Source organism: Rhodococcus sp. NPDC057135, assembly GCF_042670865.1.
GTDB lineage: Bacteria > Actinomycetota > Actinomycetes > Mycobacteriales > Mycobacteriaceae > Rhodococcus_F.
Window position 1 is genome coordinate 442,386 of the sequence record NZ_JBHUUU010000001.1, and the last position, 14,350, is coordinate 456,735.

The window sequence follows — 14,350 nt, forward strand, 5'->3', positions numbered from 1 at the left end:
AAGAATGAGTGGAAAACATTTGGAATCTCGCTCGTGCGAGGTGGATTCTGCTGATTGCGGGCGTGTTGCTCGGGGTGATCGGTGGTGCGGTGTATGCGGAAACGATCGCCGTTGAGCACCGCTCGACGGCGGTAGTCTATTTTGCTGTCGACCGGGCCAAGACGGCGAGCGACTACACTGCAGGCAGTTCGTTCGCGCAGAGTGTCATGCCTTCGTTCGCTCAGATCGTGAAGTCGCCGGTCGTTCTCGATCCGGTGATCGAAGAACTTGACCTCCAGACAATGCCCCGGAACCTCGCCGGTCGGATACAGGTGGATGTGCCGTCGAATACGACGGTGATGAACGTGACGGTCACCGACACGACCAGTCTTCGCGCGGCGATGACGGCCAATGCGGTGGTCCGACGTCTCGACGAAGCGGTCCGCACGCTCTCGCCACGCGGTGAAGAGGACAATCCCGCAATGAGAATGTCGTCGGTATCTCCCGCGGTTGTCTCAGAGAAGCAGTCGACTGTCAATCGGGTGACATTCGAATTGCTCGGCGCGCTGGGCGGTTTGCTTGTGGCAGTGGCGGTTGTGGGAATCTGGGAATCGGTGACCAGACCTGTTCGGTCGGTCTCGGACGTCGAGAACGCGTCGTTGACTCCGGTACTTGCCGCCATCACATTCGACGGAAAGCGGGCGGTGGCGCCCGTCGACCCTCATGGATCGGAGAGTGCTACCGGGACCTTGGTTCTGCACACGAATATCGCAGCGGCATGTGGGAAACGCGGAGGTGTGAAGTCCGTTGCCGTGGTTCCGGTGACTGCGAGCGACGACGCGAGGGCGGTTGCCGTCGACCTCGCGTCGGTCATGGCTCGGGCTCGGGACCGAATTCTGTTGGTCGACGCTGATTTACGATCGGCCTCCGTCGCGGGCATGCTCGGCGTCGAATCGGCTCCCGGCCTCGCGGAGATCCTGGTCGGGTCAGCAGAGTTCGGGCAGACACTCCAGGCGAGGTTAGGGCTGGATTTCGTCGCCGCAGGCAGAGCTGAGGGAAATGCCCCGGAGTTGTTGGTAAGTTCGCGGCTGAAACCCTTTCTCAAGGTCGAGTCGACGCGCTACAAGATGCTCCTCGCGGTTGGTGGCGCGGCAATACCCGTAGCGGACGGTGCAACGTTGGCCGCCGCTGCCGAGGTCACGGTTTTGGTGGCGCGGCGTGGGCGGACCACGCGTCGTGACCTTGTTGCGGCTGTCGACCGGCTGTCATCGGCGGGAGGGATTCTCGCTGGTGTCGTTCTTGTACAACGGCGCTCGGGACTTGCGCGAGTTCTGATGCGAAGAAGGAAGCGAATTCAGGACGGTAGAAGTTGATCGCCGTATGGCGGAGGTGTTCTTCGGCCGGCGTCTCGGTAGGCGCGGATATGCGCGCGGCCGAGTTGCGGCCATTTCCTGGCCGACAGGTCAGGGGATCTGGCAGGCGAAGGAGCGGCGAGCGCAGTATCGAGTGTCGCCGTCGTGAGTGTGCCCTGATAGAGGTGGACCCAGCCGGGCCCGACCTCGTCGGCCAGCGCCCGGGTTATTTCGGTATCCGGAACCAGCACGGGGCGTTCGAGTGAAAGCGCGAGCAGCAGGGCGCCGGAGTTGTGCATGTTTTGATACGGGAGGACAACCAATTGCGCTGCGGTGATTTCCAGCGCCAAGGTGCTGTCCTCGACGTAATCGAGGACAGCACTGATTCGGCTGCTGTTGCGCACCGCAGATTCGACGACGGCGCGGAGTTCGTCGGTGCTCGGCTTGCCGACGATACGCAGGCTTGCGCCGGTAGTCGTGACATGCGCGAAGGACTCGAGCAGCAACTCGGTTCCTTTGTAGGGTCGGATCAATCCGAACGAAATGACCCGGCCGGCCGTGGGTTCAGATTTCGGGTATCCCGCAAACCAGTCGGCGTAGTCGCCGTGAGGAATGAGTACCCGTTCGGTTCCTATTGGTACAGTGGACAATTCGTTGAGCACGATCCAGGTTCGGGTCTGTCGATCGCACCACCGCAAGAGGGCGGCCTCCGTGCGGCTACCGGTTTCGTGTGCTCGAACATTGTGTGCCGTACGGACGATAGGTGTGCCGGTGAACCGCAGGCGCAGCATCAACATCATGAATCGGACTTGGGCGGCTGCCCGCGCGAGGGCACCGTCACGGCGGATCATTACCTCGGGCCAATGGATGTGCAAGACGTCGTAGCGGCCGAAAAGAGCTGTTTGCCAACTGAAGTACCGGACACTTGCACCGCAAGTTCGAATCGAGTCCGCGAGTTGTACGACGTAAGGGTTGGTCGTCTTGGATGGCCCGCGAGTGGACAACAAGACTCTCAACGCGTCTTCGCCGGACTGGCTGCCGTTGCCGATTCGAGGTGTCATGCGACCGTATCCTAAACGTATTCAATCCCTGGGCGCACTGGTGGTTCGCTGCGAACAAATCCGGGAGTACTCGTGACCTTCAGGCATTTTCGGCCGGACGTCACGGTCACGCTGATCGTTCTGGTGTGGGCGATGTACGCGATGCCACGGCTGCTGCAGTCGCTGACAGGAGTGAAACGGCGGGCGACGGTGGGCGACGCGGTGCCGATGAACCCGTTGGCAGTCAAGCTGGAATTGCTGTTACTGCTGCTCGTATTTGCCCTGTGCGCGTTTGTCATTCTCCGTGGCACAGCGACGTTGCCCACCGATAGGCGCCTGCCGTTGGTCCTCATGCTTGCCCCCTGGGTGTACGTGGTGATCAGAGACCTGTACATCGATCAGGTCCCGACGCGCGGCGGAATGCTCTATCCAGTGCTGGTGGTCGCGATCTGGATCCTGCGGCCACAGTTGAGGAAGCTCGCCGTGCTCGGGTACCTCGTTGTCCTCACCGCAGTGATGTGCATTGCGTTGGGGGTCTTCCTGCCGGAAAGTGGAATATTCATTTCGAGTGCCGGTACCGCAGTGGCACCACCGAAAGAGATTCTGCCGTTCGGCATTTTGATCGGAATATTCACCGACGGTAACAATCTCGGGCAGTACCTGGTTCTCGGTCTGCCGACAGTGATGCTGATTCCACGTCGCATGGTGCGTGCGGCGGGCATCGCCGTCGTCCTGTTTGCGATCGTGTGGACGTCCTCGAGATCGTCGTTGGCCGCAGCTGCACTCGCATGCGGCATGTGGGTGCTGATGGCCGTCACGCCGTCTGTACTCCGCCGACCCATGTCCTGGGGGCTGGTGGGAGCGGCCGGGGCGGTGATGATCTGGTGGCCGCTGTCCACTCCGGCAGACGACGCGTTGACCAACCGCGGTGCAATCTGGCGTAATAGTCTCGATGCCTGGCGGAACACGCCCTGGTTCGGTTCCGGCTCGAATTGGTATTCGGTTCTGCCGCAACACGTCGGAAGCCTCGGCGGCTTTGCGTTCCACGGGCACAACCAGTTCGTGCAGACACTCGCAACAGGCGGATTGATCTTCCTGTTCCTCGTGGTGGCGATGTTCGTGACTATCGCTTGGGCGGCTTCGCAGTGGAGTGCGCGCGGCATTTTCCAGCCGGCAACGCTGTTGGTGGCTCTATTCGCTTCATCCACATTGGAAGTTTCGTTCGGGTTCGTCGACCGAGCATTCCTCCTTGCTGTGACCGTACTTCCGTTGATGTTCGCCGTGTTTGCCCCTCTTCCCGAGCGTGGGCACGCGATGCCGGAGAGCAAGTCAGTTGCCAGGCTGTAGGTGCCTCCGGTCGGCACGGGTGCGTCGGCGGCTCAACTGCCAATCCCAGGAGACGGCGGCGATCACCGCGAGCATCAGCCCGGTGGCGGCGCCGGTCAGCAGGATCAAGCCGCGGCGCGGTGTTGACGCGAATTCAGGTACGGGTGCCCGCGTGACGGTGAACCCCAGCATGTCCGACTGTTCTATTTGAATCATCCGACCGGCGAGGTCGGCCAGCTGCTCGGCGACGGCGTCGGCGATCTGTGCCGCGCCGTCGGCCGTGTTTGCCCGGACGGTGAATTGCATGGTGATGGTGTCGGTGGGAATGGTGACTTCGATGTCGCGGGCCAGGGATTCGGCGGAGGTGTCGAGCCCTAAGCGGCCGATCACCGGTTCGAGGACGGCGGTGGACGTGGCGAGCGCGGCAAATGATCGGGTGAGCGACAGCGCTTGGGGATAGCGCTCACTTATCTGGCGCGGAGTACCGACTACGCCGAGTTGCAGGGCGGCCTCAGATCGGGCGATGTAGGTATGTGGTGTCAAGGCGATAGTGGAAAGGGCAACTGCCAGTGTCATCACCAAGACCGTCAGAAAGATGCGCCATCGGTTCTTGACGATGGTCAGGTAGTTCCACAGCGTCATAGTGCTCGCCGTTTCCGTGGACGCGAGCCCGCGGTGGTCTCGTCGGTCGGAGTGGAGAAGAGAATTGCGGTCGCCAGCTTCCTTCGGAGGACGGGGAGGACGGCCGAAGGCTCGTCTCGCGAAGTCGAGCATGGTCGTCAAATCGTTTCGTACAGTGGGAAAGACCGCTGCGGAGAAGGTGGCTCCGGCCAGGGCGGAGAATATGCCCGCTGCCAAGGACGCGGATGGTGCGACAAACAGGTGAGATCCAGCAAACGCGAGCAGTCCGGCCGGTGCGCCGAACAGAAGGATCGCACGCAAGGAGTTCCGCAGCAACATCATGCTGTCTACGCCGGCCACGCGGTGTACGTGCCACAGCGTGACCAGCCAGTCCACGAGAAAGCCGATCGACGATGCTGCTGCTACTCCGACGGCGCCCCACGGAAGACCTGCAAGCGTGATCACGATGACCGCAGGCCGGAGAAACAGGTACAGGCGCAACTGCGCGCCGGTCAGTCCATGAGACAGATAGACCCAGTAGCAGATTTGGGCGACCGAGCGGAATACGCCACCGATTGCCAGGAGCGCGAAAATCGGGGCAACGGCAGGCCACTGTTCACCGAAGGCGACGGTGATCAGCGGCTCTGCGACGCCGGCGCTGACCGCGAGGACCGAAGCGGTGAAGTACCCGCCGATCAATTGGGCTTTGGCCAGGTACCGCCCATAGATCACCGGGTTGTCCTGAACTTTGGACAGGACTGGGAGTGCGACGTTGGTGAGTGGGGCGTTGATCTGGTTGAGCGGAGTCATCAGCAATTGGTATGCGCGGTTGTACAACCCGAGCGTGGTTGACCCGTACATCGCGCCGATGGCGATGCTGTCGATGTTCTTGGTGGCATACCCGAGCAGTTGGGTGCCGAGTAGTCCACCACCGAAACGGAAGAACCGTTTGATCGACACATTTCGGTGTGGGAGCCCTGGCCGCCACCGACACATCAAGGCGCTGAGCACCAGAGTGGCAGCAGCCACCATGACCAACTGCGCGACAATGGCCCAGTATCCGACACCCGAAAGCGCAAGCAGCACTGCCGTGCCGACCCCGATGGCATTTGCCAGTACATCGGTGGTGGAGAGTGCGGTGAAGCGAAGACTGCGCATGAGTTCGGCGCGGAACTGGGTGGCCGCGCCGCTGAGGACGAACACGCCGGCCACGGCAAAAACGATGGGCAATAGTTCGGGCTTGTCGTAGATCCACACGATCAGTGGCGCCGCTGCCGAGACGACCACGCAACAGACGAACCCGATGCCGGTGTTAGCCCAGAACAGGTTGGTCCGTTCGGCGTCGCTCAACTGCTTGGCCTGCACGGCGGCGAGTGAGAGGCCGAAGTCGCGGATCAGATCTGCAGCGCCCGTGATGGCGACGACCATGGCGACGATACCGAAGTCTTCCGGCGTCAGCAGCCTGGCCAACAGGATCAACGACGCGGTCTGAACGATGAATTTCACGGCCTGGAACGCAAGCGTGACACCGCCGCCCCGTGCAGCCTTGTCCGCGAGGTTCATTGGTACTCAAGCACCGGTGGGGCGGCTGTACTCGAGGTAAGTCCGGCCAAAGGCGCCCGCGACGATTCCCGCTCCGCGAGCGACAATTCGGACGCCGTTTGCGCGATGGCGAGGACTGCGACCCAATACCCCGAGCGCGGCACGCGCTGTTCCCCCGATTACTCGGACCGATCCGGCCAGCAGCAGCGCTGCGCGAAGCCGAAGGGTGTGTGAATGTGCCGGTATCAATGCCAATTCCGTACGAGCCCAGGAGTTCCCGATTCGATAGCGCCGACGTATTACCCAGTCGCGGGTGGCTCGTTCGGCCGGAACGACATCGGTCACCACCGCCTCGTCACACCAGACCAACGTGAAACCGGCTCCGGTGTACTGGCGGGTGAACAGACTGTCGGATCCGCCACTTGCACTGAAGCTCTCGTCGAACTGCAACGACAGGGAGCGGACGAGACGCAGATCGAGGAGCAGATTGTTTGTCGCAGCCACACGCACTTCGGTGCCGGTAGGTAGGCGTCGACGGTCGAAGAAACCGCCGTCGGCGATCCAGGGGTCGAGTGGTGCCGCAAATGCCGACACGACCGGGCCGACAACTCCGTCGGCGCCGGTGCGCATGCGGGTTGCGAGCAGTGACGTCAGCCAGCCGGATGTCGGACGTTCGTCGTCGTCGATGAACACGAGGAGATCGACGTCGACGGATTCGGCAAGAGCTCGGTTGCGGGCGGCAGCGATGCCTGGAGTCGGTTCGTGTACGTAGGTGACGCCCGGGCCGAACCGGGTTACGGTCTCGCGCGCCCCACCGTCTGGGTCGTTGTCGACGACAAGCACGGTTGGTTGTCGAATACCGTACCCAACGGACGCCTGAAGGCTATGTTTCAGCAATTCGGGAAGCAATTCCATCAGATCATCGGGGCGCCGGAACGTCAAAACGGCCACAACAGCCGATAGGTTGGTCAGGTGTTTTCCGGAAACCGAATCGATGGTCGAATTGTTACGTTCGCTGCTGATCACCAGGAATATGATAGCGCTACATGTTTGCTGAAACGCGCCAATGGCGCAGCCTTGGGGGAGAATGGAAGTTTCCAGATGCTGTGGTCTACACGCCCTAAACGGTCCCTTCGTGCGATGGGTCTTGCATTTGCCGCATTGCTCGCGGTCGGTGGCTTGAACGTAGGTATGCCGGCGGTAGTCGAGGCTGCGGTGCCGACGACATTCGGGCTACCTGCAGGAACGCCGCTACGAGTGCACAACGGGGACCTGACGGTGCGGACCCCCGGAGCGGTGATCGAGAACCTGGATATTCGTGGCTTCGTCAGGATCGAGGCCAGCAACGTGACGATCCGACGGTCGATTATCCGGGGGCGCAATCCGGGGCAGATCAATGAATCGCTGGTCGCGGCCTACGGTGACCATCGAAATTTCAGGATCGAGGACACGACACTGCGGCCCTCGACGCTGTCACCGTACGTCGACGGAATCAAGGGTCGGAACTTCTACGCCAGGCGGCTCGACATCTCGGGTGTCGTCGACTCGGTGGTGATTTTCGGGGACAACGTCGATTTCGGTTACAGCTGGTTGCACGACAATTTGCACTATTCGCCCTGGCCGAAGCAATGGGACAACCAAACCCACGACGACAATGTGCAAATCGAGGGTGGCAGCAATATCTCCGTGCACAACAGTCGTCTGGAGGGTGCGCACAACGCCGCGGCGATGATCACGCAAAACTATGCGCGCGGTGTGAACATCCAGATCAACGACAACATTCTGTCCGGTGGTCAGTGCACGATCAACGTCGACGAAAAGGGGCGAGGGCCGGTCGGCTTGACGATCAAGAACAACAGATTCGGGACATCGGGAATCCGAGATTGTGGGATTCTCGCGCCCAAGACGACGGTAGGTGATTGGCCGAGGAATGTCTGGCTTGCTACCGGCGCTCTCGTTCGGGTTCGCAATCCTCGAAAAGGTAAGTAGCCTCTAGATTGCTGACGGCGGTTTCGTCGGCGAATTCAGCGCATAACGGGGGGGAAGATTCCGGGTGCGTTCCTTATCGCAACCAGGAGTACGAATGGTCGACATCGCCGGTATGCGCGCCGACGGATATCAGGATCGCCGGAAGAAATTTCGCGGTTTGGTGAACGCGTTCGTTTCGCTGGGGACAATTCTAGCGGTGGTGGGTTCGCTGGGCATCGGTGCAGCAACTGCTGACACCGCCCCAGTGGACCCTGCGATCCCCGGGACGGTGTCCGCGGATCCGTTGCCCACCGTTCAGGTGGACGGCGTGGTCTGGGCACAGATCGTTGTCGGCAACAAGGTGTACGTGACGGGCAAATTCGCCAATGCCAGACCTGCTGGGGCAGCGCCGGGCACCAACCTTGTTCCGAGGTCGAACGCGCTTGCATACGACCTCGAAACCGGCGAACTCGCGCCGTGGGCTCCGGCGCTGAACGGTCAGGGGCGCGCTCTCGAAGCGTCTGCGGACGGCAAAACCGTCTTCATCGGCGGCGATTTCACCAATGTCGGTGGCGTCAACCGGTACCGGTTGGCCGCCGTCGACGCGGAAAGTGGCACGGTACTCAACACTTTCAAGGCGCCGCTTGATGCGGGTGTGCGCGCTCTCGAAGTTCGGGGCGACACGCTGTATGTCGGCGGGATCTTCAACAGCGTCGGCGGACAGGCGCGCCAGCGATTGGCGGCGTTCAACGTAGTAACCGGCGAAGCTCTGCCGTGGGCGCCGAAGGCCAATGCCGAGGTGATGGCCATCACGGCGCCTCCTGGGAGCACCAAGGTCGTGGTCGGCGGTCGCTTCACGACGCTCAACGGTACGAACAACGTCGGCGTCGGCTCTCTCGACGGCACAACTGCTGCAACTATCTCGTTTCCCACCAACACAATTGTGCGCAACTCGGGTGTCAACTCCGCGATCTACAGCCTGAGCAGCGACGCCGGCACCGTGTACGGCACCGGTTACTCGTACGGGTCGGGAAACCTGGAGAGCGTTTTCGCCTCCGATGTGGCGACCGGAAATCTGCGGTGGGTCAGCGGCTGCCGGGGTGACACGTACTCCAACATCACGATCGGCGACGTGATGTACGTGGCCGGGCATCCGCACGACTGCAGTCAAATCGGCGGTCTCCCGCAGACGGAACCGTGGAGTTACCAGTGGACGCTGGCATTTCGCACGAATGCGTCCAGCCCGGTCAACTCGAGTGGCAACTTCCTCGGAAAGCCTGCACCAGAGTTGTTGCACTGGTTACCGACATTGGCTCCCGGAACATTCACGGGCCAGAAGCAGGCTGGTTGGTCGATCGCCGGAAACGATCGCTACATCGTCGTCGGTGGCGAGTTTCCCAAGGTCAACGGCGTGCCGCAGGAGGGGCTCGTACGGTTCGCGATCAAGGACCAGTCGCCGAACAAGGAATCGCCGAACGGTTACAACGAGTTGTTGCCTGCGATGACCGGAATGGGTCCCGGCGCGGTCCGCGCAACGTGGACGGCGGCTTGGGACCGTGACAACAGCCACTTGACCTACGAACTGCTTCGCGGCGCTCAGCTGTCGACTGCCACGGTGGCGGCTACCACCGCCAACGATGCACAGTGGTGGAACCGGGGGCGGATGGGTGCCACGGATACTTCGGCGCCGCCGGGATCGACCCAGACGTACCGGGTTCGGGTCTCGGACGCATTCGGCAACAGCATGGTCGGACCGACGGCGACGGCCACAGTGCCGGCCGGAAGCGCGTCGCCGAGCGCGTACCAGGAGTTGGTCGCCCGCGACGGTGCCGTCCATTACTGGCGACTGGGGGAGGTGTCGGGGACTCTCGCATCCGATTGGGCCGGCGATTCCGATCTGACTCTCAAATCGGCCCAGCGAAATGTCGGGGGTGCGATAGTCGGTGACCAGAACACCTCGACGACGTTCTCAGCCGGATCGAAGACCGGTGGGGCAGCGCAGTTCGGACCGCAGTCGTTCAGTGCCGAAGCATGGTTCAACACGACCACCCGTTCGGGAGGGAAGATCGTCGGTTTCGGAAGCGTGAACACCAACAACAGTAGTTCCAGCGATCGTCATGTGTATATGAGTAATTCGGGTCAGTTGTTGCTGGGTGCGAACGCGAATGGATTCCGGACGGTGGCCAGTCCGCGGTCGTACAACGACGGCAAGTGGCATCATGTCGTCGGTGTTCTGGGATCTACCGGGATGCGACTGTATGTCGACGGTGAGCAGGTGGCCGAACGTGCCGATACCGTTCAGGCCGAGTACCGCACTGCAGGATATTGGCGGGTCGGCGGTGACAGTCTGGGAGGTTGGCCATCGGCGCCGAGCAGCACCAACTTCTCGGGTGCGCTCGACGAGGTGGCAGTCTACAACTCGGTTTTGAGTTCGGCTGCGGTGCAGGCGCATTGGCAGCGAGGACAGGGCGTGGTGGCGAACCGGCCGCCGGTGGCGGCGTTCACGGAAACCGTGACGGATCTGGCAGTCGCCTTCGACGGCAGCACTTCCACAGATCCGGACGGGACAGTCGTTTCGTACGAGTGGAACTTCGGTGACGATGCGACGGGAGCCACGATTACGAGTGCCGACGCGAGGCTGGACCATAGATATGCTGCCGCCGGTACGTATGCCGTGACCTTGACCGTCGTGGACAATGCCGGTGCGAAAAGTACTGCAACACATTCGGTTACCGTCAAGGATGTGGTTGTTCCGGTTGACGGCGAGGTGGCCAAAGACAATTTCGACCGGGAAACGGTCTCGGGTCTCGGCGAAGCGGAGGTCGGTGGCGTCTGGTCGGTGACCGGTGGCGGAGCCAAAGCTTCAGTGGAATCGGGTTCGGCCAAAGTGACGGTACCCGCGGGCCGTTCGGCGACGATGTTGTTGCCCGCGGTTGCTCCCGGTGACGTAGACGTGTCGCATTCGATGTGGCTCGAGGCGATGCCGACCGGTGGCGGCGCCTACCTGTCGACAGTGCTCAGGAGTGGAGCTTCCGGCGATTACCGTTCGCGGGTAAGGATTCTCGCTGACGGCTCGGTGCAGGTGTCGTTGACCAAAGTTGTGGCAGGTGCCGAAACGGTACTCGGTTCGGTCGTGACATTGCCGGGCCTGACGTACACGGCTGGTAAGCATCTGCGAGTCCGCGCTCAGGTCCTCGGTGTGTCACCGTCGACCCTGCAGGTAAAAGTGTGGGACGAGGAAATGCCCGAGCCCGCGCAGTGGACCAGATCCGTCACCGATTCGACTCCAGAACTGCAAGCCCTGGGTTCGACGGGGTTGGCGGTGTACATCTCGGGATCGTCCACCGAGCCGGTAGTGGCCCGGTTCGACAACTTCGAGGTCGCTCGACCGGAGTAGACGTGCATACAACACCGCCCGCCCCTGTACGAGGAGGCGGGCGGTGTTGTATCTCGGGGAGGTGTGTCAGCGATATGCGACGCTGGCGTTGCGAAATGACGCCTGGGCGTTGTCGCCGGAATAGTTGCGCGCCAATGTGAAGTAGCCCCCGAAAGCCGTGCGGGCTGGGTTCGGAGGGCCCGGCCAGATAACTTCAGGATGAGCACATGAACCCTCGAACCCCAGCTTCAGCAAGGTAGGGGAGTTGAGTCTTTCGAGCACCTCTGAGAATGTGGGAATCGGGTGCCGCCCCAGCCCGGACCCACCCAACGGGTGAGATCCACGGGATGCGTGCTCAGCTCGTCGTGAGTGAGGTCCGCAAGGCCCAATCCGAGGAGCGTCGCAGTACGGAGCACGCTGCGCCTGGACGGCGCGGCATGCGCGACCACCTCGGCCGGTATCAGCGAGCGACGGCGATGACGTTCTGGGAATCGCTGTGGCCCACTTCGAATATGGCGGTGTCGATCCCGTCATCCGGTATCTGGAACACGTACACACCCTGTTGGTGGTCGCCAGGCGGAAGCAGTCCGCTGACTGCGGTGGCCGTGTCGGTCGCGCCGGGCGCCGCCGGCAGTCTGTCGCCGTAGTAGGCGTTGACGGTCAGACTGTCCAACGAAATGTCCGTGGCGGACTTGTTCACGAAGTCGAGCGTCACGCTCAAGCCGCTGCCCGCTATCTCACCTGGACCGTTGGCAGTGAGTTCGAGCGGTTCGGTAGCCACCGCGGTGACTTCCAGACCGTTGGACAGCGGGCTCGGGTGGTCGACCGGCACTGGCGGCAGCGTGGAGATGTTCTCGGCACGGTCGCCGGTGATGCCCGGCGGCGGTGGTGCGTCCACGGTGACGCCTGGCGGTGTGGTGCTGTCACCGTTCGATGTATCGGAAACTGGGCTGGAACACCCCGTGAGCGCAGCTATCACCAGTAGAACGGACGCTCCGACCATCCGAGTCGCCGAGGCGGACTTGTGAATCACTTGTGCTGTTCTCATCGGTTGCTGCCCGTTTCGTGCTGATTTCTGTGATGCATGCGCTAGCGGGTCCCGGTTTGTCGCGATTCGACGGACTTTTCCAGAGCTGCGCGCAGCAGGGTACTGGAGGTGTCGAGCGTGTAGGGAAAATAGACCACCTCGACGCCGACGGCGGCAAATTCCTTCTCCAGTGCAAGGCCTTTCGGTGTTCCTCGCCAGTCGTCGCCTTTGAAGATCGCATCGAATCCCACGTCGCGCCAGGTGTCGATCTTGTGCGGCTTGGTTTCGGCGACAGCCTCGTCGACGCAATTGATGCTTGCGACGATCGCGATCCGCTCGGCTAGCGGAATCACCGGGTCACGACCTTTGGCCAGGCGCGCCATCTCATCGGACACAACCCCGGCAATCAGGTAGTCACATTGGCTTGCTGCGTGACTGAGGATGTTGAGGTGCCCGATGTGGAACATGTCGTATACGCCGGGTGCATAACCGATACGACGTGTCATGGAAACCTCCTTGCCTGAAGTTTGCTATGAGTGTCAGCTAGCCGCTTTTTCATGTATGTCCGGTTTCGGTGTTGTGATCACTGCCTGATTGCTGGATTGAGTATGCTCGATTCGTCTACCAGGGTGGACGCCGAACTTCTCGCTGTATGATAGAGAATAGCGTCAGTGCAGCCCGTCTGGGCAATTTAGCCGCAACATGTGTGCGGCTCGGGGGATGGCCGAATTCAATGGAGGCTCAGTGTTTGCACGACGGATAGTTGTCGTCGGTACGGGGTACGTGGGACTGACGACGGGTGCGTGCTTGGCGTCACTCGGACATCATGTGATCTGCGCCGATGTCGACGAGGAGAAGATTCGACGGCTACGGGACGGGAAAGTCGACATCCTCGAGCCGGGCCTGTCGGAACTGGTCGTGGAAGGACTTGCTGCCGGCCGCCTTTCGTTCATCGTCGGCGCTGCGGTCGCGCTCGAACAACACACTGCGGGCGTCGAGGTGGTATTCCTCTGTGTGCCAACGCCGATGGGCGTCGGCGGGGTTGCTGATCTGCGGGCCGTGGAGGCGGTACTGGACGAAATCCGCGATAGGCTCCCGGCCGGTTGTGTGATCGTGAACAAATCCACTGTCCCCGTCGGCACCGCCACCCGAACTGCGGAGTTGTTGGGGCGATCCGACGTCGCGGTCACCAGTAATCCAGAGTTTCTGCGAGAAGGTACTGCAGTTCGCGACTTCCTCAACCCCGATCGGATCGTGGTGGGTGGGGAGGCGCAGGATGCCGCAGAACGTGTGGCGGCGCTGTACTCCAGGCTCGGGGCGCCGACAGTGCTCACCGACTCGGCCAGTGCCGAACTGGTGAAGTACGCGGCCAATGGATTTCTGGCCATGAAGTTGTCGTACGTCAACGCGGTAGCTGAACTGTGTGAGCGACTGGGCGCCGACATTCTGGATGTGACCGAAGGTATGAGCTACGACCGCAGGATCGGTCGTGAGTTTCTCGATCCGGGCCCGGGTTGGGGTGGTTCGTGTCTCCCGAAGGACACTCAGGCATTGCTTCAGGTAGCGGACGCTGCTGATTTCGAGTTCCGTCTCATGCGGGCGTCGATCGATACCAACACCCGCCAACGACAGCGGATGGTGGACAAAATTCGCCTGGCAGTCACGGGCAATCGAAACGGTTCGCTCACTCACACCCGCGTGGCACTGCTCGGTTTGACCTTCAAAGCGGGAACCAATGACCTTCGCGATTCCCCTGCCCTGATGATCGCCGCTCTGCTGCGGCAGGCAGGCGCTGAGTTGGTCGGGTTCGATCCCGCACTCCCCGTGTCGACGTCGCACCAGGATTTGGAGGGCATCGAACTGGCCGCTGACGCGTATTCCGCCGTCGCACAAGCCGACGCCGCCGTGGTGCTCACAGAGTGGCCGGAGTTCCGCACGCTCGATTGGCCGCGGATCGCCGCAGTGATGGGCACTCCTCGAGTGATCGACACCCGAAATCTGCTCGACCGAGACGTCCTGACTCGAGCGGGTCTTACATGGACCGGAGTGGGTCGACGCCAAGCTTCGGACGCCACTGTTCTGGCTGCGCAGTAGAACTGTCGCAGGTGCTCGTCGCGAG

The 14,350-nt window shown here is 61.8% G+C and carries 10 protein-coding genes; 5 read left to right on the forward strand and 5 right to left on the reverse strand.

The features are described 5' to 3' along the window. The first annotated feature begins 8 nt into the window (after positions 1 to 8). On the forward strand, positions 9 to 1,352 hold the full coding sequence (locus ACFT1A_RS02060; RefSeq protein WP_378445629.1) for a hypothetical protein: 1,344 nt from the start codon (positions 9 to 11) through the stop codon (positions 1,350 to 1,352). Here ACFT1A_RS02060 and ACFT1A_RS02065 read toward each other — a convergent pair. Continuing rightward, positions 1,334 to 2,392 (reverse strand): glycosyltransferase, encoded by a 1,059-nt coding sequence (locus tag ACFT1A_RS02065; protein WP_378445630.1) that lies wholly within the window; start codon positions 2,390 to 2,392, stop codon positions 1,334 to 1,336. The two genes, ACFT1A_RS02060 and ACFT1A_RS02065, sit on opposite strands and share 19 nt — an antisense overlap. A gap of 72 nt (positions 2,393 to 2,464) precedes the next feature. Between ACFT1A_RS02065 and ACFT1A_RS02070 the strand changes: the two genes are divergently transcribed. Next, a complete protein-coding gene (locus ACFT1A_RS02070) occupies positions 2,465 to 3,718 on the forward strand; it encodes an O-antigen ligase family protein (RefSeq protein WP_378445631.1) in 1,254 nt (417 codons plus the stop codon). Here ACFT1A_RS02070 and ACFT1A_RS02075 read toward each other — a convergent pair. Next, on the reverse strand, positions 3,701 to 5,881 hold the full coding sequence (locus tag ACFT1A_RS02075) for an oligosaccharide flippase family protein (protein ID WP_378445632.1): 2,181 nt from the start codon (positions 5,879 to 5,881) through the stop codon (positions 3,701 to 3,703). The two genes, ACFT1A_RS02070 and ACFT1A_RS02075, sit on opposite strands and share 18 nt — an antisense overlap. A 6-nt stretch (positions 5,882 to 5,887) precedes the next feature. Further along, on the reverse strand, positions 5,888 to 6,886 hold the full coding sequence (locus tag ACFT1A_RS02080) for a glycosyltransferase family 2 protein (RefSeq protein WP_378445633.1): 999 nt from the start codon (positions 6,884 to 6,886) through the stop codon (positions 5,888 to 5,890). 114 nt (positions 6,887 to 7,000) lie between these two features. Here ACFT1A_RS02080 and ACFT1A_RS02085 point away from each other — a divergent pair, with 114 nt between their 5' ends. Together ACFT1A_RS02085 and ACFT1A_RS02090 are read left to right on the forward strand one after the other, a co-directional pair. Beyond that, entirely contained in the window at positions 7,001 to 7,849 is an 849-nt protein-coding gene (locus tag ACFT1A_RS02085; RefSeq protein WP_378445634.1) for a hypothetical protein, read from the forward strand. 94 nt (positions 7,850 to 7,943) lie between these two features. Continuing rightward, positions 7,944 to 11,225 carry a LamG-like jellyroll fold domain-containing protein gene (locus ACFT1A_RS02090; RefSeq protein WP_378445635.1) on the forward strand — a complete coding sequence of 1,094 codons (3,282 nt, stop codon included), beginning with the start codon at positions 7,944 to 7,946 and terminating at the stop codon, positions 11,223 to 11,225. Positions 11,226 to 11,664: 439 nt separating this feature from the next. Here the strand turns inward: ACFT1A_RS02090 and ACFT1A_RS02095 are convergent, their stop codons facing one another. Both ACFT1A_RS02095 and ACFT1A_RS02100 read right to left on the reverse strand, forming a co-directional pair. After that, complete coding sequence (locus tag ACFT1A_RS02095) at positions 11,665 to 12,252, reverse strand: hypothetical protein (protein WP_378445636.1); 588 nt, start codon at positions 12,250 to 12,252, stop codon at positions 11,665 to 11,667. 41 nt (positions 12,253 to 12,293) lie between these two features. Next, positions 12,294 to 12,737: an adenylyltransferase/cytidyltransferase family protein gene (locus ACFT1A_RS02100; RefSeq protein WP_378445637.1), complete on the reverse strand. Its 444-nt coding sequence runs from the start codon at positions 12,735 to 12,737 to the stop codon at positions 12,294 to 12,296. 238 nt (positions 12,738 to 12,975) lie between these two features. Here ACFT1A_RS02100 and ACFT1A_RS02105 point away from each other — a divergent pair, with 238 nt between their 5' ends. Beyond that, positions 12,976 to 14,325: a UDP-glucose dehydrogenase family protein gene (locus ACFT1A_RS02105; RefSeq protein ID WP_378445638.1), complete on the forward strand. Its 1,350-nt coding sequence runs from the start codon at positions 12,976 to 12,978 to the stop codon at positions 14,323 to 14,325. Positions 14,326 to 14,350: the final 25 nt, after the last annotated feature.

Excerpts from the sequence above, each read along its gene's own strand:
- ACFT1A_RS02100 (WP_378445637.1), bottom strand. The coding sequence starts at position 12,737 with ATGACACGTCGTATCGGTTATGCACCCGGCGTATACGACATGTTCCAC.
- ACFT1A_RS02065 (WP_378445630.1), bottom strand. The coding sequence starts at position 2,392 with ATGACACCTCGAATCGGCAACGGCAGCCAGTCCGGCGAAGACGCGTTG.
- ACFT1A_RS02075 (WP_378445632.1), bottom strand. The coding sequence starts at position 5,881 with ATGAACCTCGCGGACAAGGCTGCACGGGGCGGCGGTGTCACGCTTGCG.
- ACFT1A_RS02090 (WP_378445635.1), top strand. The coding sequence starts at position 7,944 with ATGGTCGACATCGCCGGTATGCGCGCCGACGGATATCAGGATCGCCGG.
- ACFT1A_RS02085 (WP_378445634.1), top strand. The coding sequence starts at position 7,001 with ATGGGTCTTGCATTTGCCGCATTGCTCGCGGTCGGTGGCTTGAACGTA.
- ACFT1A_RS02095 (WP_378445636.1), bottom strand. The coding sequence starts at position 12,252 with ATGAGAACAGCACAAGTGATTCACAAGTCCGCCTCGGCGACTCGGATG.